The sequence below is a fragment of the Roseibium sp. MMSF_3412 genome, from assembly GCF_030733265.1.
GTDB lineage: Bacteria > Pseudomonadota > Alphaproteobacteria > Rhizobiales > Stappiaceae > Roseibium.
Genome location: NZ_JASHJI010000003.1, coordinates 414,510 through 436,019, shown reverse-complemented (window position 1 = coordinate 436,019; position 21,510 = coordinate 414,510). Strand labels below are relative to the sequence as shown.

The 21,510-nt window shown below is 59.4% G+C and carries 14 protein-coding genes; 8 read left to right on the top strand and 6 right to left on the bottom strand.

Annotated elements, in window-relative coordinates; all coding sequences use genetic code 11:
- Positions 1-15: 15 nt before the first annotated feature.
- From RBB49_RS08285 to purH, 3 genes are all read left to right on the top strand, one after another.
- On the top strand, positions 16-1,392 hold the full coding sequence (locus tag RBB49_RS08285) for an RsmB/NOP family class I SAM-dependent RNA methyltransferase (RefSeq protein WP_306142249.1): 1,377 nt from the start codon (positions 16-18) through the stop codon (positions 1,390-1,392).
- Between the two features lie 148 nt (positions 1,393-1,540).
- On the top strand, positions 1,541-3,298 hold the full coding sequence (locus tag RBB49_RS08280; protein ID WP_336623406.1) for a heparinase II/III family protein: 1,758 nt from the start codon (positions 1,541-1,543) through the stop codon (positions 3,296-3,298).
- A 96-nt stretch (positions 3,299-3,394) separates the two neighbouring features.
- Positions 3,395-5,011 (top strand): bifunctional phosphoribosylaminoimidazolecarboxamide formyltransferase/IMP cyclohydrolase, encoded by a 1,617-nt coding sequence (gene purH / locus RBB49_RS08275; RefSeq protein WP_306142248.1) that lies wholly within the window; start codon positions 3,395-3,397, stop codon positions 5,009-5,011.
- 12 nt (positions 5,012-5,023) lie between these two features.
- On the opposite strand, the gene RBB49_RS08270 is transcribed toward purH, so the two are convergent.
- On the bottom strand, positions 5,024-6,403 hold the full coding sequence (locus tag RBB49_RS08270; protein ID WP_306142247.1) for an MFS transporter: 1,380 nt from the start codon (positions 6,401-6,403) through the stop codon (positions 5,024-5,026).
- Between the two features lie 76 nt (positions 6,404-6,479).
- Positions 6,480-11,291, bottom strand: a complete 4,812-nt coding sequence (locus tag RBB49_RS08265) for an NAD-glutamate dehydrogenase (RefSeq protein ID WP_306142246.1) — start codon at positions 11,289-11,291, stop codon at positions 6,480-6,482.
- Positions 11,292-11,385: 94 nt separating this feature from the next.
- Between RBB49_RS08265 and RBB49_RS08260 the strand changes: the two genes are divergently transcribed.
- The 3 genes from RBB49_RS08260 (at position 11,386) to leuD (ending at position 13,647) form a co-directional block, all read left to right on the top strand.
- Positions 11,386-11,952, top strand: coding sequence for a peroxidase-related enzyme (locus tag RBB49_RS08260; RefSeq protein ID WP_306142245.1), 567 nt, complete (start codon positions 11,386-11,388; stop codon positions 11,950-11,952).
- Positions 11,953-12,041: 89 nt separating this feature from the next.
- A complete protein-coding gene (argC, locus tag RBB49_RS08255) occupies positions 12,042-12,992 on the top strand; it encodes an N-acetyl-gamma-glutamyl-phosphate reductase (RefSeq protein WP_306142244.1) in 951 nt (316 codons plus the stop codon).
- Positions 12,993-13,041: 49 nt separating this feature from the next.
- Entirely contained in the window at positions 13,042-13,647 is a 606-nt protein-coding gene (gene leuD / locus RBB49_RS08250) for a 3-isopropylmalate dehydratase small subunit (RefSeq protein WP_306142243.1), read from the top strand.
- Between the two features lie 187 nt (positions 13,648-13,834).
- Here the strand turns inward: leuD and RBB49_RS08245 are convergent, their stop codons facing one another.
- Entirely contained in the window at positions 13,835-14,371 is a 537-nt protein-coding gene (locus RBB49_RS08245) for a flavodoxin domain-containing protein (RefSeq protein ID WP_306142242.1), read from the bottom strand.
- 424 nt (positions 14,372-14,795) lie between these two features.
- On the opposite strand from RBB49_RS08245, the gene RBB49_RS08240 reads away from it, so the two are divergent.
- Together RBB49_RS08240 and RBB49_RS08235 are read left to right on the top strand one after the other, a co-directional pair.
- On the top strand, positions 14,796-16,646 hold the full coding sequence (locus RBB49_RS08240) for an EAL domain-containing protein (RefSeq protein ID WP_306142241.1): 1,851 nt from the start codon (positions 14,796-14,798) through the stop codon (positions 16,644-16,646).
- A 364-nt stretch (positions 16,647-17,010) separates the two neighbouring features.
- A complete protein-coding gene (locus RBB49_RS08235) occupies positions 17,011-18,729 on the top strand; it encodes an EAL domain-containing protein (protein ID WP_306142240.1) in 1,719 nt (572 codons plus the stop codon).
- A 90-nt stretch (positions 18,730-18,819) separates the two neighbouring features.
- On the opposite strand, the gene RBB49_RS08230 is transcribed toward RBB49_RS08235, so the two are convergent.
- From RBB49_RS08230 to RBB49_RS08220, 3 genes are all read right to left on the bottom strand, one after another.
- Positions 18,820-19,701: a formyltransferase family protein gene (locus RBB49_RS08230; RefSeq protein ID WP_306142388.1), complete on the bottom strand. Its 882-nt coding sequence runs from the start codon at positions 19,699-19,701 to the stop codon at positions 18,820-18,822.
- Positions 19,694-20,821, bottom strand: a complete 1,128-nt coding sequence (locus tag RBB49_RS08225; RefSeq protein ID WP_306142239.1) for an SIS domain-containing protein — start codon at positions 20,819-20,821, stop codon at positions 19,694-19,696. Before RBB49_RS08225 ends, RBB49_RS08230 begins: the two co-directional genes overlap by 8 nt.
- Positions 20,822-20,974: 153 nt before the next feature.
- Positions 20,975-21,466: a hypothetical protein gene (locus tag RBB49_RS08220; protein ID WP_306142238.1), complete on the bottom strand. Its 492-nt coding sequence runs from the start codon at positions 21,464-21,466 to the stop codon at positions 20,975-20,977.
- Positions 21,467-21,510: the final 44 nt, after the last annotated feature.

The following is a 21,510-nucleotide window of genomic DNA, read 5'->3' as shown; positions in this document are numbered from 1 at the left end:
GAACAGGAACACTTCTTGAGTAATCGCGAGACCAGACAGTCGGCTCCGTCCGGCAAAAAAGAGACTGACCGATCGGGCAAGCCGGGGTTTGCGGCGCGAAAGGCCGCAGCGGATATTCTCGGCAACGTCGTCCACAAGAAGAGGCCTCTGGACGGAGAACTCGACGCATCTTCCGGTCATTCGGGTTTCCGCTCCCTGCCCGGAAATGATCGCGCGCTCGTGCGGGCAATTGTGGGCACATCGCTTCGCCGCCATGGCGAAATTTCCGAAATCCTCGATCGGCTGCTCGACAGGCCCATTCCTGAAAAGACGGGACGCGTGGTCGATATTCTGCACGTCGCGATCGCACAGATGCTTTTTATGGATATCCCGGACCGGGCTTCGGTTTCGCTCGCGGTCGACCATGCCGGGCTCGATCGCAGGGCACGGCCCTACAAGGGTCTCGTGAATGGTGTCTTGCGCCGGTTGGGCCGCGAACGCTCCGACCTCGTTTCGGACCTTGATCCGGAGAGGCTGAACACGCCGGATTGGCTTTGGCAGAGCTGGACAGATGGATATGGGGAGAAGACCGCCCGGGCAATTGCCTCGGCGCATCGAAACGAAGCTGCACTTGACCTCAGCGTCAAATCGGATGCTGCAGGCTGGGCTGAAAAACTGGACGGCAAGGTCGTCGTTGGCGGCAGCGTCAGGCTGAACCGCAAGGGCGCAGTCGACGCGCTGGAAGGCTATGAGGCAGGCGCATGGTGGGTGCAGGATGCGGCAGCCTCCCTGCCTGCGCGCTTGCTCGGCAACGTGCAGGGTCTCAGTGTCGCAGACCTTTGCGCAGCGCCCGGTGGCAAGACCGCGCAACTGGCGGCGGCGGGCGCAGCGGTGACGGCGGTCGACATCTCGAAGGGCCGGCTGAAGCGGCTTGAGGAAAACATGCGGCGGCTTAACCTCAATGTGCAGACGGTCGTGTCCGATTTGCGGGAGTATAAGCCCGACGCTCCGTTCGACGCGGTCCTGCTGGACGCGCCCTGCAGCGCGACCGGAACCATCCGGCGGCACCCGGATGTCGCCTGGATCAAGAAACCCTACGACATTGAGAAACTCAGCGAGATACAGCGCGAACTGCTGGACCGGGTTCTTGACTGGGTCAAGCCGGGCGGTCTGATTGTCTATTGCACCTGTTCGCTCGAAAAGGCGGAGGGAGAGCTTCAGGCCGATGCCTTCAAAGCCCGCAATCCGGGCAAGGTCGATCTTGTGCCCGTCGCCGCTCAGGAGATCGGTGGTCTCCAGCATCTGATCACGGAAGAGGGTTATCTGCGGTGCCTGCCGGAACACGCGGCGGATGCAGACGGGGAAATCCGTGGTATGGACGGCTTCTTTGCCGCCCGATTCAGGCGCTCTTAACGTAGCTTAAACCGTTCACTTGCATTGTTTCCTTAAATGAAATGCTAACCTTAATTGTCTGTTTCAGTATCGATGCGCCCTGAGGGGCCCTGGAAACCGGAGAATTCACAATAGTTGCGCGTAAACCATCGGACTCGGGGATGGTTTGGTGAATATAGCTGGCCTGAACGAAAGAAGCCGCGTCTGGCGGCTCGTGGCCCTGCATATCTGGCACCGTACCCTGAAATGGATGCATGGCGGACCCTTCTTCCGCCTGCAGCCGTTTTCGTCTGTGCCCTCGCGCCTGTTGATCGCGCCGCAAGACCTGCGCACCTCGGACGAAACCAACGCCGCCGACATTTACGGCGGCAGGTTCCTGTTTTCCGGACATCTCGTCGAAACACAGGGACGATCTCCCTTTGAAATGAATGCCGTTCACGAGGACTGGCAAAGGGAATTGCACGGGTTTGGCTGGTTGCGGGATCTGAGAGCCGCCGACAGCCAGATCGCACGGCAGAATGCGCGGGTGCTTGTCGAAGACTGGATGAAGTATTGCGGCCGCCGGCACCCGATCGGATGGGAAGCGCCTGTGGTCACCCAGCGGATCCTGTCCTGGCTCGCCCATTCTCCCTTCATTCTCCAGGACGGCGATCATGAGTTTTACCGACGGTTCGTCAAATCCCTTGCCAAACAGGTGCGCTATCTGCGCCAGACCATCAATGAAACCGAAGATGGCGCCGTCCGTCTGCGGGCGTCCATGGCCGTTGCGTCCGCCTGTATCTCCATGGCGGGTCAGGGCCGGTTTGCCCGCCAGAGCTTCCGGCGTCTCGATCATGAGCTGACACGGCAGATACTGCCGGACGGGGGGCATGTTTCGCGCAATCCCCGCGCCCTGATCGACACTCTCGCAGACCTCCTGCCACTGCGGCAGGCCTTTGTCGCGCAGGGACTTGAAATGCCACCGGCCATGGTTCAGTCGGTGGACCGCATGATGCCGATGTTGCGTTTCTTTCGTCACGGCGACGGTGCGCTGGCCCATTTCAACGGCATGGGGTCGACACCGAGCGATCTCGTTGCGACGATCCTTGCCTATGACGATGCACGCGGCGCACCGCCGCTGAATGCGCCCCATTCCGGCTATCAGCGGCTGAGCGGCGGCAACTCCGTCGTCCTGATGGACACCGGACCAGTACCCGCGCTCGCGGTTTCCGGCGATGCCCATGCCGGATGCCTGTCTTTTGAGTTTTCTTCCGCGAATAACCGGCTTGTCGTCAATTGCGGTGTGTCGCCACGGTCGAATCCGCTCTGGCGCAAGGTCAGCCGGTCGACAGCCGCACATTCAACCCTGACCATCGAAGACACCTCCTCTTGCCGTTTCCTGTCTGAAAAGCCGTTTGGCCGGCTGCTCGGCTCTCCCATCCTTTCCGGTCCGTCCTACGTCCCGCTCGAGCGGGAAGACGATATGGCAGGAAGCCGCATCACCGCCTCTCACGACGGTTATGCGGCGGACTTCAACGTCTTCCACGAGCGTGATCTGCGTCTTTCCGGCGACGGGACTGTCCTCGACGGCATCGACACCATACGGGCGCTCGGTTCTGTCGCCGCCGAACATCAATATGCGCTGCGGTTTCATCTGTATCCCGGGCTCAGGACTTCGTTGCTGCGCGGCGGATCCGCTGTCCTGATGGTTTGCCGGGATGGCGAGGCGTGGGAGTTCGAAGCTCCCGGAAGCGAGTTGTCGCTGGAAGAAAGCATTTATCTGTCCGATATCTACGGTCACAGAAAAACGGAACAGATCGTGGTTACGGGGTCCTTGCTGGAAAAACCTGCCGTCGGCTGGCAATTCAGAAAAACGGCCACGGCCAAGCTGAGCCGCCGCGGTACCAGTGAATTCGACGATTTCGACGAGTTGCCGCTGGAGGAATAAGCGCGCGTGTGTGCGGCGACGGACCTTCCGATTTTGCCGAAGACATGTTAGGGCGACGTCGAACCCCCCGATCGTCCCCTTCTGCGAGGCAAATTCATGGCCATTGTGTCCAAAGCCGTCCCTGTTCCCGAGCTGGTTCCCGTCAAACGCGCCCTGTTATCCGTCTTCGACAAAACCGGACTTGTCGCGTTCGCACGGGCGCTCTCTGAACGCGGTGTCGAGCTTGTTTCAACCGGCGGCTCCTACAAGGCACTGGCGGATGCAGGACTTCAGGTCATGGATATTTCCGAGGTGACGGGCTTTCCCGAAATCATGGACGGGCGCGTGAAGACGCTGCATCCGAACGTTCATGGCGGACTTCTGTCGATCCGGGACGATCAGGATCATCAGGCGGCAATGACCGAGCACGGCATCGTCGGGATCGATCTCTTCTGCGGCAATCTCTATCCGTTCGAAGATGTTGTTGCCTCGGGTGCCGATTATGCAACGGGGATCGAGAACATCGATATCGGCGGACCGGCCATGACCCGGGCGGCGGCAAAGAACCACGCCTATGTCACGGTTGTCACCGACCCGTCGGACTATGAGGACGTCATTGCGGAAATCGACGCCAATCAGGGGCAGTCTTCTCTCGGATTGCGCAAGCGGCTTGCGCTCAAGGCGTTCGCGCGCACGGCAGCCTATGATGCTGCGGTTTCCAACTGGATGGCGGAACAGCTCGACGAGGCAACGCCGGCGCATCGCGCCGTTGGCGGAGCGCTTGCCGAGGTCATGCGTTACGGCGAGAACCCCCATCAGACGGCAGGCTTCTACAAGACGGGCGAAAACCGGCCGGGTGTCGCAACGGCCAGACAGATCCAGGGAAAGACGCTTTCCTACAACAATATCAACGATACGGACGCCGCCTTCGAGCTTGTCAGCGAGTTCGATCCGGCGCGCACGAGTGCGGTCGCCATCATCAAGCATGCGAACCCGTGCGGCGTTGCCGAAGGTGTAAGTCTCACGGAGGCCTATGAAAAGGCTCTGCGTTGCGATCCGGTGTCCGCGTTCGGCGGTATCGTTGCCCTGAACAGGACGCTTGATGCTGAGGCTGCCGCGGAGATCGTGAAGGTCTTCACCGAAGTGATCATCGCTCCCGATGCCGACGAGGCAGCGCGGGAGATCATTGCGGCAAAGAAGAACCTGCGGCTCCTGGTCACCGGTGGACTGGCGGATGCGCGCGCGAAGGGCCTGTTCGTCAAGTCGGTTGCGGGCGGTCTGCTGGTGCAGTCGCGCGACAACGGTGTCGTTGATGATCTGGATCTCAAGGTCGTCACCAAGCGCGCGCCGAGCGATCAGGAACTTGCCGATCTGAAATTCGCCTTCCGGGTTGCCAAGCACGTCAAGTCGAATGCGATCGTCTATGCGCGGGACGGTGCGACCGTTGGCGTTGGTGCCGGACAGATGAGCCGGGTGGATTCTGCGCGCATCGCTGCCCGCAAGGCGCTCGATGCGACCGAAGCCGCCGGTCTGACAGAGCCTCTCACCAAGGGCTGCGTGGTTGCCTCCGACGCCTTCTTTCCTTTCGCGGACGGCTTGCTGTCGGCCGCCGAAGCGGGCGCAACGGCGGTGATCCAGCCGGGCGGCTCCATGCGCGACGACGACGTCATTGCCGCCGCCGACGAGGCGGGTCTCGCGATGGTGCTGACGGGAATGCGCCACTTCCGGCATTGATTGGAAAGTGCTCTAGCCGGCGCGCCGTTCGGTCACCCAGAGCATGAGCGCAAAGCCGACCGCGAAGAACACGAGAACCACCGACATGCCGCCGGCCTGACTGCCTGTAAGGGCCGTCACGATGCCGACGGCAAGCGGCGCCATGAAGCTCGTGACCTTTCCGGACAAGGCCAGAAGGCCGAAATACTGCGTCATGTGTTCTTTCGGTGCCAGCCGCACCAGAAGACTGCGCGAGGAGGCCTGAAGCGGACCGGAGACCGCTCCAATGACAGCGCCGAGTGCGATGAACATCTGTTCGGGCAGGGAGGCGAACTGGGCGCCTTCCGGTGCGGCCAGGGTCTTGATGAAGAACAGGACCGTCGTCTTGTCGATGGAGATCATGCCCAATCCGCAGATCATGAGCACGACGAGGGAGACGAGGATCACGGGTTTTGCGCCGAACCTGTCATCCAGACGACCGGCCAGAAGAAGGCCGCCGATCCCCGTGATGATGACAATGATGCCGAAGACGCCGATTTCGATCGACCCCCAGCCGAGTTGACCGGCGGAGTAAATGCCGCCAAAGGCAAAAAGGGCGACCAGGCCATCCTTGAAGATCATGTTCGCGATCAGGAACTGGAAGACATTCCGGTTCGTTTTCGCCTGGGCGAGGCTGGCCGCGAGCTCCGACAAGCCCTCGCGGACCGCGGTTGATATCCTGTTTCTGGCAGGCGCGTCCGGGACGAAGGCAAACATCGGGATAACAAAGACAACATACCAGAGCGCGGAGAAGGGGCCGGTCACCCGGTCGCCTTCCTGCGTTGCCGGATCCAGACCGAAAACGGGACGGATCCCGGCCAGCGTCTTGCCGGTCTCCGCGCTGGCGGAAAACAGCAGAAGCGCAATCGCCAGCGTGATCAGGGCGCTGACATAGCCCATCGCCCAGCCGAAGCTCGATAGCCTGCCCACCCTTTCGTGGGGCACCAGTGACGGCATCATGGCGTTGTTGAAGACGGTGGCGACCTCGATACACAGCGTGCCGACCGCAAAGGCGACAAGAGCAATCGCAATGCTTCCCGATTCGCCGGGCGCGGCGTACCAGAACATCCAGCAGCAGATGACGAAGGGAATGGAAAACAGGAAGATCCAGAGTTTTCGCCGTCCGGTCGCGTCGGCAACCGACCCCAGGATCGGTGCCATCAAGGCAATGCCCAGGCCCGCAATGGCCGTTGCAAAGCCCCAAAGCGATTGGCCTTCCTCGGGCGTATTTGCCAATACGGATGCAAAATAGGGAGAAAAGACGAATGTCGTGATCAGGGTGAAGAACGGCTGTGCCGCCCAGTCGAACAGGGCCCAGGACCAGATGGCGCGGCGGTCCGTGCCATCGGGAAAGTCAGTGGTAACATCCGTCACGTCACACCCTTTTTCGACTGAAAAGACCGGCAGACGTGCTGCCGGCCTCAACTTTACACAGTCGCCTGACCGACTGTTATGCAGAACCGCAGATTTCGGCGAGCAGGCCCGCGGCAACCGTGAATTTGGAGACGCTGAGCCCGCCATCCAGGATCTCATTGACCGCACCATGCCGGCTTTCCGCCTCACTGGCATGCTCCGTCAGCCAGTTGGCGAAACTGCCGGCCCGGATGGCGGCACTTGCAAGGTCCCGATGGGCGGAGAACAGAATCGCGCGTGCGCGGTCGAGCGCAAGGCCATCATAGTAGTCTCGGACTTCAAGACCACTCGCCAGTTCGTGCATGTTGCCGATCTTGAAGTGGTGCGCCACCTGATAGTAGGCCTCCGCAGCCGTTTCGAGATCGGCACCGGTTTCCTCCGACACGATGACGATGTCGGGGATGGCCTGTTCCGCAATCAGCCAGGCAATCCTGCGCGCGAGCGTTTTGGGAACGCCCTTTTCCTCGTATTCGGCGGCACGGGCGTTGAGAAGTTCCGCCGGTTCCTCCGGCAGAAGGCTTTCCAGGCGTTCGCGCAGGTCGGCAATACCGTTCCTGAACCGGTCGACGACCGCCGACAGGCCCTTGTCGAACTGAACGTTGCGCTTGAACCAGACCACCCGTTCCAGGAGCAGCGACTGGACCTCGGTATAGAGATCGAGCTGCAGGCCGCCGTCGATCTTCGTGTCAAGTGCATCGATTTCCGTGTTCAGGTCTGTCAGATCGAAACTGTTGCGCACCGCGACAAAACCTTGAGCGATTTCCGTCGGTGTCGCGCCGGTCTGGTCCATCAACCGGGTCAGGAAGGTCGCACCGCCCCGGTTGATCATGGAGTTCGCCAGCATGGTCGCGATGATCTCGCGGCGCAGGCGATGGCCGTTGATCTCGTCCTGATAGGCTGTTGTCATCTGTTCCGGGAAATAGCGGAACAGTTCCCTCGCAAGATAAGCGTCATCCGGCACGGAGCTGTCCAGAAGCGCGTCATACAAGGTGAGTTTGGCGTAGGCAAGAAGGACACCCAGTTCCGCCCTAGTGAGCAGCTGTCCCGCCTTTCGCATTTCGCGCAGCGTGGCTTCGTCGGGAAGCTGTTCGACAACGCGGTCGAGCAGGTCCGCCTGTTCGAGCTGGCGCATCATGCGAACCTGGAAACCGAAATCCTCCAGTCCGCGCAACTGTGTCATCGAAATCGCAAGGGTCTGCAGATAGTTGTTCCGCAGAACCAGATCGGCCACCTCGTCGGTCATGTCGGCGAGCAGCACGTTGCGTTGCTCGAGCGTGAGTTTGCCGGATTTCACGGCTGCCCCGAGGGCGATCTTGATGTTGACTTCCATATCCGAGGAGTTCACCCCGGCGGAATTGTCGATCGCGTCGGAGTTGCACCGGCCGCCGTTCTTGTTGAACTCGATGCGGGCGAGCTGGGTGAGGCCCAGGTTCGCGCCCTCGCCGATCACCTTCGCGCCGACATCCGGCGCCGTGATCCGGATCGGGTCGTTGGCCCTGTCGCCGGCATCCGCGTCGGTTTCCGTTGTCGCGCGGATATAAGTGCCAATGCCGCCGAACCACAACAGGTCGACATTCATCTTCAGGATCGCCGTCATCACCTCCTGGGGCGTTGCCGCGGTCTGCTCAAGGCCAAGCAGCGCCTGTATCTCCGGGCTCAGCGGGATGGACTTCAACTGGCGCGAGAAAATGCCGCCGCCCTTGGAAATCAGGTCGGTGTTGTAGTCGTTCCACGAGGACCGGCCGAGATCGAACATGCGTTTGCGTTCGTCCCACGTCCTGGCCGGATCCGGGTCCGGATCGATGAAAATGTCGCGGTGATCGAACGCGGCAACCAGCCTGGTTGCCTTGGACAGCAGCATGCCGTTGCCGAAAACGTCGCCCGACATGTCTCCGACACCGGCTGCGGTGAAGGGCTGTGTCTGGATGTCCCGGTTCATCTCGCGGAAATGGCGTTTGACCGCCTCCCAGGCACCGCGCGCGGTGATACCCATTTTCTTGTGGTCATACCCGGCAGAGCCGCCGGAGGCGAAGGCATCGCCAAGCCAGAAGTTCCGGCCTTCAGAAATGCCGTTCGCCGTGTCTGAGAATGTCGCGGTTCCCTTGTCGGCCGCGACGACCAGATAGGGATCGTCGACATCGAAGCGCTGTACCCGTTCGGGCGGCAGGATCCTGTCTTCATCCAGATTGTCCGTGACATCCAGAAGAGCGTTGATGAAGATCTTGTAGCTTTCCGTGCCTTCCTTGAACCAGGCATCCCGGTCGCCGATCGAGGGGAGCTGTTTCGGCACGAAACCGCCCTTGGCACCGACCGGAACAATCACGGCATTCTTGACCTGCTGGGCCTTGACCAGGCCCAGAACCTCGGTCCGGAAGTCCTGCGGGCGGTCTGACCAGCGCAGGCCGCCGCGCGCGACCATGCCGAAACGCAGATGAACCCCCTCGACGCGGGGGCTGTAGACAAAGATCTCGCGGAAGGGCCGCGGTTGCGGCAGGTCGTCGATCTGGCGGCTGTCGATCTTGAAGGCGAAGGTCGGCTTTGGTTGGCCGTCGGTATCCAGCTGGTAGAAGTTGGTGCGCAACACCGAGCCGATGGCGTTCTGGAACCGCCGCAAAATGCGGTCGTCGTCCAGGCTCGAAACGTCTTCCAGGTCAACGCTCAGCTCACCGGCAAGCCGCTCGGAGCCGAGCTCGCGGTCCTTTTCCGTGACGTCCGGATTGAAGCGGAGGTGGAACAGTTCCACCAGCTTTGCCGTGATCGCCGGATAGTTGTTCAGCGTGCGCCACATGTAGTCTTCGGAGAACGGAATGCCCGCCTGGCGCAGGTATTTGGAGAGCGCCCGCACCACGGCAACATCCCGCCAGGCAAGATCGGCCGTCAGGACAAGCCGGTTGTAGCCGTCATTTTCCGCGCGGCCCGTCCAGATCGCCATGAACATGCTTTCAAGCCGGGTCTGGAGTTCCTCCGGCAGATCGAAATCCTCACCGGAATGACTTTCGAGGGTCATTTCGTGCAGGTAGGACATCGGCGTATCGGCCGGCGTGACCCGATAGGTCCGTTCGTTGATAACCTTGAAGCCCATGTTTTCAAGAAGCGGCACGCGGGCCGACAGCGGGATTGGCGAGCCGCAATGATAGACCTTCAGGGACAGGCGGTTGCCGTTGGACCCGGCCGGCCGGTGGAAGGTGATCGTCGTGTCGTCCAGCCCGCTCAGGGTTTCCAGTTTCACGATATCGGAGAGCGCGGACTGGGCGTTGTAGACTTCCTTGTAACCGCCGTGGAAGGACAGGGCGTAGCGTTCGGCGAGCTGGCGTGCCTGAACCGGCGGAAATTCCTTGTTCAGGGCATCTTTGACATTGTCCGACCAGGTGCGGACCATGTCCGCGACGGCATTCTCGAGTTCTTCCTGTTCCGGCTTCGGCGTTTCGCCCGTGTCGCGGCCGATAATGTAGTGGACCCGCGCCAGCGGGCCTTCCAGGTAGGTAACGTACCAGGCAGACAGGCGTCCGTCGTAAATGGAGGCCAGATAGGTTCCGATATTGATCCTGACCTCGGTCGAGTAGCGGTCACGCGGGACGAATACCAGGACGGAGACGTAGCGGTCGAACTTGTCCGGTCTGGACAGGACGCGGATGCGCGGGCGCTCGTCCAGCTGAAGGATGGAGATCGCGAAATCGTAAAGCCGCTCGCGTTCGATCTGGAACAATTCGTCGCGCGGAAAGGCTTCCAGAACATTTCTGAGAGCGCGGCCCGAATGGCTTTCAGAGCCATATCCGGCACGCGCGAGCACGCTGGCGACCTTGCGGCGCAGGAACGGGATCGTGCTGGTGGGTTCGGTATAGGCGGTCGAAGCGAACAGGCCGACAATCCGCAATTCGCCGGTCAGACGGCCGTCGTCGTCGTAGATCTTGGCGCCGACGTAGTCCATGTGCACACGCCTGTGCACCGTGCTGCGCACATTGGCCTTTGCGATGATCAGCGGTTCCGGGTTTTTCAGAAACTCGCGGATTTCGGGCGTGATCTGGACATATTCCGAGCCGCGCCGGAGAACGCGGACGTCCGGATCGGTCAGGAGGCCAAGGCCGGTTCCGTCCGAGGGAGAGAGTTCGCCCTCGTCGACGCCGCCTTCGAACCTGTATTCGCGCATGCCCAGAAAGATGAAGTTGTTCTTTTCCATCCACTCCAGGAAATGGATCGCTTCCCACAGATCGTCGCTGCTGCCCGGGATCTGTGTCGTCTTGAACGTATCAATGGCTTCGGCAAGGCGTTCCTGCATCGGCTTGAAATCATCGACAACCGACCTGACCGAGGTCAGGACGGCGTTGAGACGGGCCTGCAAGGCTTCGCGCGCTTCATCGGAATCGATCCGGGTGACGTGGATATGAATGAAGCTTTCCTGGCGGTCCTTGCGCTTGGGGGGTTTCTTCCGGGCGGTCGAGGACAGCAGTTTTCCGCTTTCGTCGCGTTCCACAATGAAGATCGGATGGAGCACGAGGTGGACGTCAAGCTTGCTGCTTTGCAGCTCGTCCATGACCGAATCAACCAGGAACGGCATGTTGTCGTTGACGATTTCGATGATCGTCAGACTGTCGATCTTGGGGTTCTTGTTCTGTGTCGAGGGATTGGTGATGCTGACACGATGCGTGCCGAGTTCGTGGTCCTGAAAATCCTGCCAGGCGCTCCTGGCAAAGCCGTTCAGTTCTTCCGCCGTATAGGCCACGAGATCCTCGGCGGCGGCCCTGTCGTAGAAGGCAGCCGCGAACTCCGCCAGGGCAGGACTTTCCTGATTCAGACCAGCATGGACCGCGTCGATGAGTTTCTGTTTCTCGACGTCATGTTTGTCCGGCATTTCTTACCCCCTAGGCGATCTTAGTTGTGGCTCTGTCGCATGATATGATTTTGTATTGCTGCGACATAAAAGTTTTCATGACGGGAGAGGCAAATTGTCAAGTAAAGTCACGGCCTTGCTAATCGATTCAAACGAACCTTTGAACGAAAAAACCAAGGCCTACTTCCAATTGTGCGAGGAGAAGCTCGGACTGATCCCCAATGTGCTCAAGGCGTATTCCTTTGATGACACGAAGTTGCGCGCATTCACCGACATGTACAACGATCTCATGCTGGCGGATTGTGGACTCACCAAACTTGAGAGAGAGATGATTGCCGTTGCGGTATCCGCCGTCAACAGCTGTTTCTATTGCCTCACAGCCCATGGCGCGTCCGTTCGAGAGCTGTCCGGTGATCCGGTGCTTGGCGAGCTGATGGTCATGAACTACCGCGTTGCCGAGTTGAGCGACCGGCAGCGGGCGATGCTCGATTTTGCGGTCAAGCTGACCGAAAGGCCTGCCGAAATCCTGGAAAGCGACCGGCAGGCCCTGCGCGATGCAGGTTTCAGCGACCGGGATATCTGGGACGTTGCGTCCGTTGCCGCCTTCTTCAACATGAGCAACCGCGTGGCCGCCGCGACGGATATGCGGCCGAATGATGAGTATCACTCAAGGGCCCGTTGAAGTCTGATCGCGCCGACAATCGGTGACAAGACGTTCGATTGGGTGTATGACGCACTCGATTTTACTCAAGTCGAGGAGAGGAGCGGGCCATGGCCGCGCGCGTGTTCATAGATGGTGAAGCCGGTACGACGGGTCTGCAGATCCGCGAGCGCCTCGCCATGCGCCGCGATCTGGAGCTGATTTCCATTCCCGACGAAAGCCGCAAAGACCCGTCAGCACGCGCTGATTTCCTGAACAAGGCGGATGTCGCGATCCTGTGCCTGCCGGACGCGGCTGCACGGGAAAGCGTCGCGCTGATCGAGAACGACACGACGCGCGTGATCGACGCCTCCAGCGCACACCGGGTTGCCGATGGCTGGGCCTACGGCTTTGCGGAGATGGAACGCGGGCAGGCGGACAACATTGCCGCAGCCATGCGCGTGACCAATCCGGGTTGCTGGCCGCAAGGCCTGATCGCATCCGTGCGCCCGCTGATTGCCAACGGCCTTCTGCCGGCCGACTTCCCGCTGAGCTATCACGGGGTGTCGGGCTATTCCGGCGGCGGCAAGGGCATGATCGCCGACTATGAAGGCCGCGGCACGAGCGCAAATGTCCATGCACCCTACGGGCTCGGCTTCAATCACAAGCATTTGCCGGAAATGACGGCCTATGGACAGCTCGCCTCGGCGCCGCTGTTCACGCCGTCCGTCGGAAATTACTACAAGGGTATGCTCACCGTCGTTCCGCTGAACCTTGCCGGTCTTGACCGGATCCCGACGGGTGCGCAACTGCACGCCGTGCTTGCCGATCATTTTGCGGGCGCTGCGAACGGTTTTGTCGAAGTGGCCCCGCTGGAAGAGATTGAACGTGCCGACTTCCTCGATCCGCAGGCCGTCAACGACACCAATCTTCTGCGGCTGCATGTCTTTGCGAATGATGCGCGTGCGCAGGCGGCCATCATCGCCGTCTACGACAATCTCGGCAAGGGCGCATCGGGTGCGGCAGTGCAGAACCTCAACTTGATGCTCGGCGTCGATCAGACAACCAGCCTCGCGGCCTGAGCCCGAAACATGGCGGCCGCGACCGGCTGAGCCTTCAGGAGAAAGAACAATGGAAAAATTTGAAACCCTGACCGGTGTCGCGGCACCCATGCCGATCGTGAACATCGACACCGACATGATCATTCCGAAGCAGTTCCTGAAAACGATCAAGCGGACCGGTCTCGGCACGGCGCTTTTTCACGAAATGCGGACCAATGACGACGGTTCGGAAAATGTCGACTTCGTTCTGAACAAGGCGGCCTATCGCGATGCGAAGATCCTGATCGCCGGTGACAATTTCGGTTGCGGGTCTTCGCGCGAACACGCGCCCTGGGCGCTTCTGGATTTCGGCATCCGCTGTGTCATTTCAACGTCCTTCGCCGATATTTTCTACAACAACTGCTTCAAGAACGGGATCCTTCCGATCCAGGTCTCCGAAGACGAGTTGGAGACGCTGCTTCATGCGGCAGAACGTGGCGCAAACTTCACGCTGACAATCGATCTGGAAAACCAGGAGATCAAGGGCCTTGAGAGCGGGGATATCGCCTTCAAGATCGACCATTTCCGTAAGCACTGCCTGATCAACGGCCTCGACGATATCGGCCTGACCATGGCCAAGGCCGATCAGATCGACACCTTTGAAGGTGAACTGGGCGAAAGCCGCCCCTGGGTGTGATCGATCCGGTCCGTTCAATCGCAGGCAGATGACGGTTGTCTGCCGCGAGCGCGCCATGGATATGAACCAAAAACCCTGCTTCCGGCGACTGGAGGCAGGGTTTTTTGTTGGTGTCATACAGGCGCGATGAGGTTGCCGGTTCACCCCCGCCGCCCGGACATGATCCCTATCCCGCGCCATCGCGCGATCAGGAACGGGTGAACTCTGCCACTTGTTGCTTCAAGGCATCCCAGTCGGTGAATTCCCGCGTGTCCTGCAGATCCTCGTTGAGATGTCCGGCCAGGTCACCTTCCAGGAGGGCTGATTTCTCGAACCAGTCATAGTTGCCCGGCTTCACCGCACCGGCAATCAGGATGACCTGCACCGGTTTCCAGTGTGTGGCCTCAAGAAGGGTATCGACGTAACCCCTCGCCTCGTTCAGCGTATCCGGGAATGCCGCAGCGAGGCTGACGGAAACGAGAAGGCCGGGGACCTGATTCAGCCGCTCCCGGTTTGCGAAGGCAAACAATTCAAGATCGGGCTGGTGTTTTCCCGAGTGTACCGAACCGGCGACAATCACCTTGTCGTAATCGGTCACGGTCAGGCCGCCGGACAGATCGCTCACATTGTGAAACCGGACCTCGTGACCCTCCTCAGTCAAGGTCGCGGCCATGTACCTGGCGATCTTGTCCGTCTGTCCCTCAGTGGTTGCATAGGCAATCAGAAAATTCACGCGTGCCCCCATCTGCTTTCCTTCGGTCCTTTCAGGCTAGCACACGGCCAACCCGTGATCCGTCCGCAATTCCACGTGTTTTTCCCGGCTGGCTTGCGTCAAATTGACCTGCTCTACCGGCTGTTCCGGCGGTTTGATCTTCAGGCGCGACTGTAATATTCAAGGATCCTGCGTGGAAACTCCTGTAAAGTTTGCCAAGCATTTGCAAGCAATGCGTTTTGATTTTTTGACTGCAACTAGATTTTCAATTGTTGAACTGCGAACTTTGCGTGGTTTAAGTGTTCACTTGTGCGTCCATTGACTTGATCGTAATTTAAGAACCTCATTAGCGTTTGTTTCTCTTTCGAATTAAGCTCGATGCTCAGAAGATGAGCGAGTTAGCATTTATCTAATCTCTTGGTGTTGCACTATCGGTGTGATGATGTGAGGCCCACACGTGATACCCGCGCAAATATTCGACCAGATCACCGACAAGTGCACCGAAGGATTGGCACTTGCGCTGGCTTGTGATGATGACGGTGCGATCATGGAACTCCAGTGGTGCAATACGGCATTCACGCGGATCACCGGATATACGTACGACGACATCATCGGCCGGCGCGGAACAATTCTGATCGGGTCGAGCATGGAACAGGGCGACCACCTGATCATCATCGAGAAACTGATGAATTGGGAACATTTCTCGGTGAAGGTGCTCAACAACCGTAAGAACGGTGACCAGTACTGGCAGAAAATGAGCTGGGTTCCGCTGTCCGACGCGGCGACCGGCAATCGCTGGTGGCTCTGTTCCCTGATGGAGCTGGAAGACCGGCCGCGTGAAACTGCCCGGCGCAGACCCACTCCCGTTGCCGAATCGGATCAGGGACTGCTGGCGGACTATGTCGAAAAAATCGGACGCCTTGAAAAAGAGAATGCGCGGCTGCACGAACTCGCCAAGATCGTTGCCAAGGAATCGAACGAGGATCCGCTGACCGGCCTCTCCAACCGACGGCATTTCGAGGTCGAGCTGAAGTCCTGGATATCGGATCTGCAGCAGGGTGGACCGGATTTTGCCGTCTTCTACATCGACCTCGATCGCTTCAAGTCCGTCAACGATACACTGGGCCACGATGCCGGAGACCGGTTGCTGATCTCCGTCGCCAGCATGCTGCGCAGACTGACCAACGACAGGGATCTGGTGGCCCGGCTCGGCGGAGATGAATTCATAGTCCTCAGGCCGCTCGGCGACAGTGCCCTGAACATAAGCGGTCTGGCGGATGCGATCGTTCAGGAGATGCATGCGCCCTACAGCTTCGAGGGAAAGTCGACCTTCTGCAGCGCAAGCGTGGGAGTTGCGATCGCGACGTCGAAAATGGATGTCCCGGAGCAGGTGGTCGCCGATGCGGACATGGCGCTTTATCACGCGAAATCCCAGGGCAAGGGGCGCTGGTCCTTCTTTACCGAGGAAATGCACGCCGAGGCAGTGGCAACAAAACGGCTGGTTTCGGATCTCCTGATCGCGTGTGAGAAACACGAGTTCGTTCCCTATTTCCAGCCTCTGATCGATGCGGAAACCGGTCAGATCGTGAGTGCCGAAGTTCTTGTCAGGTGGGTTCACCCCAGGCTCGGCCTGCTGCCACCCTCCGCTTTTCTCGAGACGGCAGCGAACATGGGTATCCTGAAGCGGATCGACGAAATCACCTTTGCCGCCCTCCCGGATGTTCTGGCGTCATTTGACAGCGCGGGGGTCGATCTTCCCCGCCTGTCGATCAACATTTCTGCCGGACGGCTGGCGGACCCGACCTTCATCCACGACATCAAGAGCTCCGGGATGGATCCTCAGAGACTGACCATCGAAATACTGGAGTCGGTTTATCTGGAACGGATCGGTGATGTGGTTCAGTGGACGCTTGGCGAACTCAGGGCCTTGGGCGTGACGATCGCGCTTGATGATTTCGGGACGGGTCACGCATCGGTACAGGGGCTTCTGAAAATCAAGCCGGCTGTGCTGAAGATCGACCGTCAGTTCATTCAGCCGATCGTACAGGATGAAACCGCCCGCGCGCTGGTCGCGTCCATCATCGGCATCGGCAAAAGTCTCGGCATGAGCATCGTGGCTGAAGGTGTGGAAACAGAAAGTCACGCACAATTTGCAAGTGCTATGGGGTGCGACTGCCTGCAGGGCTTTCATTTCGGAAAGCCCATGTGTGCGGACGACCTTCAGGCACGACTGGTCGAAACGCGGGGCGAATTCTGGCATCCGAGGACCGAGCTCGCCGGGTCCCGGCGCGTCAATCGGAATTGCTGATCGATCTGGAAACACCGTCTGAGCGCAGTCCCGGGTCAGTCGAACATTCTGTCCTTCATGGAGCGCACACCGGCATTCGCTGACGCGCACGCCATCCTGCTACATCTCAAGTCTATGCAATTTATGGAATAGTTGAAAATTTTCTCAACCTGTTCCGAATTGCTCTTTTTTATTATATACTTGCGCTGAAGGTGTTCTTCGGCAATTGCGGTGGATTGGCACCTGTCTGAGTTCTTGGCGTTCCATTGTCTGTGTAATCGTTTGAGGCATATACGTGGTACCCGCACGGATATTTGACCAAGTCACCGAAAAGTGCACCGAAGGGCTGGCACTTGCGCTGGCTTGTGACAATGACGGGGCCACCATGGACTTCCGGTGGTGCAACAAGGCGTTCACGAGCATTACGGGCTACGCTTACGACGACATTCTCGGTCAGCGGGGAAGCCTATTGGTCGGGCCAAGCCTGGAACAGGGTAATCACCTGATCATCATAGAGAAGCTTTTCAACTGGGAGCATTTCTCATTCAAGGTTCTCAACAACCGAAAAAACGGGGAACAATTCTGGCAAAAAATGAGCTGGACGCCGTTGTCCGATGCCGAAACCGGCGATCGATGGTGGTTGTACTCGCTTGTTGAACTGGAAGAACCGCCCCGTGAACCTGTCAAGCGCACTCCGTTTCCGGCGGCGATCTCGGACCAGGCGCGCTTTGCAGACTACGATTCTAGAATTCAGCGGCTCGAGAAAGAGAATTCCCGCTTGCACGAACTTTCCAAGATCGTGGCGACCGAGATGCATGAAGATCCGCTGACGCGCCTTTCCAATCGGCGCCACTTCGAGGTCGAGTTGAAGTCCTGGATAGCGAAACTTCGACAGGGCGGCCCGGATTTTGCCGTCTTCCATGTCGACCTCGACCGCTTCAAATCGGTGAACGACACGCTGGGTCACGATGCTGGCGACCGCTTGTTGATTTCCGTTGCCGAGACGTTGCGCCGATTGACCAACCAGAGTGATTTCGTTGCGCGTCTCGGAGGAGACGAGTTTATCGTTCTCAGGCCGCTTGGTGACAGCGCCCTGCAGCTAAGCGGTCTGGCTGACGCGATCGTTCAGGAATTGCAGGCACCGTTCGCTTTCGAAGGGAAAACGGTCTATTGCAGCGCCTGCGTAGGCGTTGCTATCGCGGACACTGGGATGGATGTGCCGGAACAGGTTGTCGCGGATGCAGACAGCGCGCTCGGCCGTGCAAAGTCACAGGGCAGGGGACGCTGGTCCTTCTTTACGGCGGACATGCAAGCTGAAGCGACAGCGACAAGGCAGCTGGTGTCAGATCTTCTCTCCGCCTGTGAAAATGGCGAGTTCGTTCCCTACTTCCAGCCCGTCATCGATGCCGGCACCGGCAGGTTCGCGGCTGCCGAGGTTCTCGTCAGATGGCTGCACCCGGCACAGGGTCTTCTGCCACCTTCCGCCTTTCTGGATACGGCAGCGAGCGCGGGGCTCTTGAAGAGGATTGACGAAATCACTTTTGCAGCGCTCCCCGACATCCTGACCTCATTTGACGGCACTGATGTCGGTCTGCCGCGCGTTTCGATCAACATCTCCGCCGGGCGGCTCGTGGATCCGGCATTCATTCACGACATCAAGAGTTCGGGCATTGATCCGGAAAGACTGACGGTTGAAATACTTGAGTCCGTCTATCTGGAACAAATCGGCGATGCTGTTCAATGGACAGTTGACGAACTCAGGGAGCTGGGCGTCACAATCGCGCTCGACGATTTCGGAACGGGGCACGCATCCGTTCAGGGGCTGCTGCAAATCAGGCCGGATTTGCTGAAGGTTGACCGCAAGTTCATCCAACCGATCGTGGAGGACGAAACCGCGCGTGCGCTGGCTGCATCAATCATCGGTATCGGTAAAAGCCTTGGTATCAGTATCGTCGCCGAGGGTGTGGAAACGGAAACACATGCGCACTTCGCAAGCGACATGGGGTGCGATTATCTGCAGGGCTTTCATTTCGGAAAACCCATGGGTTCCGAAGACTTGAGAAAAAGACTGGACGAAACGCAAGGGATCTTCTGGCACCGGTAGCCGGAAGAGACGGGGTGGCATGAGGAGCCGGTTCTCTTGAGTGACCTGAAACCGCAGACAACGCACGTTGCGCAGCATGCGCGACGAGCTTTACCGGAACGGTGCGGGATTGTTGTTTTGCATGCAACCGCGCATGCGCCGGATCAGGTCGTCTGCCGATGAAAATCCGATGTGGGTGCTATAGCGATAGGTTTCGAGCTCTGACTGGATTTTTGCCGAATAACTGATCTGGAACGGCGGAAAATCACGGCCCTTTTCCAACAGCGTGAGCAGAAGCGCCTCAACCAGAACAGGATAGGCGTAAAGACAGAACTTGAAGCCGATGTGAAGCGGATTTGCCGGCAGCACACCATCGCGGTCATGAAATGGCAGGCCGGGTGTTTCGATAACGACACGGCCCTCGTCGAAACCGGTATCCAGTTCATGCACGACGACCTTGCCAAGATGCCCGTTTGCCTGTTTCAGGCCCGCTTCGATCGTGTCCAGAAAGGGCCGGGGGCCACGAATTCCGTGTTGCGTGTCCGACGGGTGCACATTGTACGCACCGAGTTCCGGTGCGCGCAGGACCTCTTCGGGGACGAGCTGGCCATAGAAGGCGGAAAGCACGATGTCCGGGTTGCAGGCTTCCCTCCAGCGTTGAAAGGGCGCGGCATGAACGGAGCCGGAAAAGAACTCGATCCCCCGTTCCGTGCAAAATGAGCGGGTACGCTCGTAAGAAAGCCTGCATTGCGCGGGCGTATAATGCTGCCAAAGACGCTTGCCGGCGCTGATACGCGCATGCGGGTCGGTAATCGCATCCGTCGCAATACCAGCCAGCGCAACGGATCCGGGACGGCTCGCGTTGATATCCTCGATGGCGGCGACACACGCGAACAGCGGCACATCACTGGCAAGCAGCAGGACACGCAGTCCCGGCCCGATAGCCTGCCCGGACGGGATGTGTTCGCCCCAGTCGTCCGCGCGGCTATTCATCTCCGTCAAGACGGGTCCGGTCTCCCCGGTCCCTGATCGAGCCCTGATTGTACCAGGGATTGCCGGAGGCGTTTGATATCAGTTCAAAGGAGGGCTTTTCGTCGATCTCGGCCAGATGCGCGGCAACCGTCGCGAAGAAGTGCAGCGTATGCAGCGTGGTATCAAGGAGCGGGCCTTCGGGTGCGTGGAATTCGTGTATGTCGACATTGGCTGCAGACGGGCATGTTGCCAGCAAAGCCTTCGTAGCTTTCACCCGGTCTTCCTCGAACGGATTGCCCGAAGGCGTGCGCAGGATCAGGATCGCGAGCGGGCGAGCGGTCGGTCCGACGGCTGCGATCTGGCTGTGCGTGAATTCATGGATGAGATTGGTTGCAATGTTGGCCATCGCGATCTCGTTGAAATACATCCGGATCAGCTTGACGACCGATTCATCCCAGACCGGATTTGAAAGCACCAGCAGGTCCCGGCCGACAAGGCGTTCGGCCAGAGCTTCGGCTGCCGCGGGGGTTTGGTGAGCGGTCAGGAAAGTACCTGCCCGTTCAAGGACAGCCTGGCTCGAACCGGACAGAATACCCAGTTCCCGGCAGATTGCGGTCGCGCTGGCAAAGAACTCCACAGCGCTGAACAAGGGATATTCAGGGTCCTCCTCGTTCAGTTGCCACTGAAATGCAGCGTGGCCGTCGGCAAGCGCGCGCGCCTCAAGCTCGTCGCCGCCCTTGCCCGACGACCAGACCACGATGTTGTTCGTTCGCGCGGCAAGATAATCGTAGGCGATCAGGGGCTCCTGGGATGAACCGCTGTAGGAGCAAAGGACGAACACGGTGTGCGGGTCCGCGACGGCCTCGTCGTTGAAGTACCAGTCCAGGCGATAGTCATTGATCACACGGGCGTCGACCTGATTGTGTTCGGAGAACAGGAAGAGCCGCAAAAGGTCTCCGACAACCGCTGAGCAGCCCATTCCCATCAGGACAATGCGCCGGACCCTGTTTTTACCTGCATGGGGGTATGGCTTCAGGCAGCGATAGCTTGTGGTACGCGTGACCTGTTCGGCCATTTTCGCGTTCAGCAGCTTGAACCGTTCAACCCGGTCTCCCAGTGTGCTGGCCTTTGTCTCGCTCATGTCGCCGGTCCTCCCATGAAATGTCCCCGCTCAAAAAGACGGCGGGCTCCCGTTCCTGATTGCAGGAGACAGGGGATTTGTCCAGTCTCCGGCAGCTCCGCCATCGCGCAAGTGCAGAAACGCATGGCTGAATGGAGCTGCCGGCCGGATGGATCAGAAAACGCCCTGGTTCACGGTCAAGCGCGTGCCATCGAACTGGTTGGCAAATCTGCGGCTGGGCTTGGCATCGTCCGCCAGCGGGTTTTGTCCCTTGGCAAAGGCCTTGCCGGTGAAGCTGCCGGTCACGCTTGCAAAACGGCCGTTGTTCTCTCCGGAAAAATTCAAGTCGTAAACGATCTTGGAAGCACCGTTGCTGTCGCTTTCGCGGGCCGGGTCGTTGAAGTCGATAATCGCCGCGCGGGCGCTGTCTGGGCCTGTCATTTCCCAGGTTCCGAGACCGGACGTGTAGCCGCGGACCTGCTGGCCCTGGCTGACGAGACTGACGGAGCCGCCGGGATTGAGCGCGAGCAGCCGCTGGCTTTCATTCGGTTGCACCAGAAGGTATGTGCCTTCCATCGCAGTGGTGTCGGTGTTTGCGGCAAAAGCCACCGGTGCAGCGGTCAGCGCACCTGCCAGGACGGCGGCGGGAAGCAGGGTCTTCATCATGTCATTCATCTCCTCTCGGTTCAGGGACGCTCCGTGAGGAGCGG

What these genes read in the sequence shown, in the direction of transcription:
- RBB49_RS08245 (WP_306142242.1), bottom strand. Translation starts at nt 14,371, where the DNA reads ATGGGGGCACGCGTGAATTTTCTGATTGCCTATGCAACCACTGAGGGA.
- RBB49_RS08220 (WP_306142238.1), bottom strand. Translation starts at nt 21,466, where the DNA reads ATGATGAAGACCCTGCTTCCCGCCGCCGTCCTGGCAGGTGCGCTGACC.
- purH (WP_306142248.1), top strand. Translation starts at nt 3,395, where the DNA reads ATGGCCATTGTGTCCAAAGCCGTCCCTGTTCCCGAGCTGGTTCCCGTC.
- RBB49_RS08265 (WP_306142246.1), bottom strand. Translation starts at nt 11,291, where the DNA reads ATGCCGGACAAACATGACGTCGAGAAACAGAAACTCATCGACGCGGTC.
- RBB49_RS08230 (WP_306142388.1), bottom strand. Translation starts at nt 19,701, where the DNA reads ATGAATAGCCGCGCGGACGACTGGGGCGAACACATCCCGTCCGGGCAG.
- argC (WP_306142244.1), top strand. Translation starts at nt 12,042, where the DNA reads ATGGCCGCGCGCGTGTTCATAGATGGTGAAGCCGGTACGACGGGTCTG.
- RBB49_RS08225 (WP_306142239.1), bottom strand. Translation starts at nt 20,821, where the DNA reads ATGAGCGAGACAAAGGCCAGCACACTGGGAGACCGGGTTGAACGGTTC.
- RBB49_RS08235 (WP_306142240.1), top strand. Translation starts at nt 17,011, where the DNA reads ATGGACTTCCGGTGGTGCAACAAGGCGTTCACGAGCATTACGGGCTAC.
- leuD (WP_306142243.1), top strand. Translation starts at nt 13,042, where the DNA reads ATGGAAAAATTTGAAACCCTGACCGGTGTCGCGGCACCCATGCCGATC.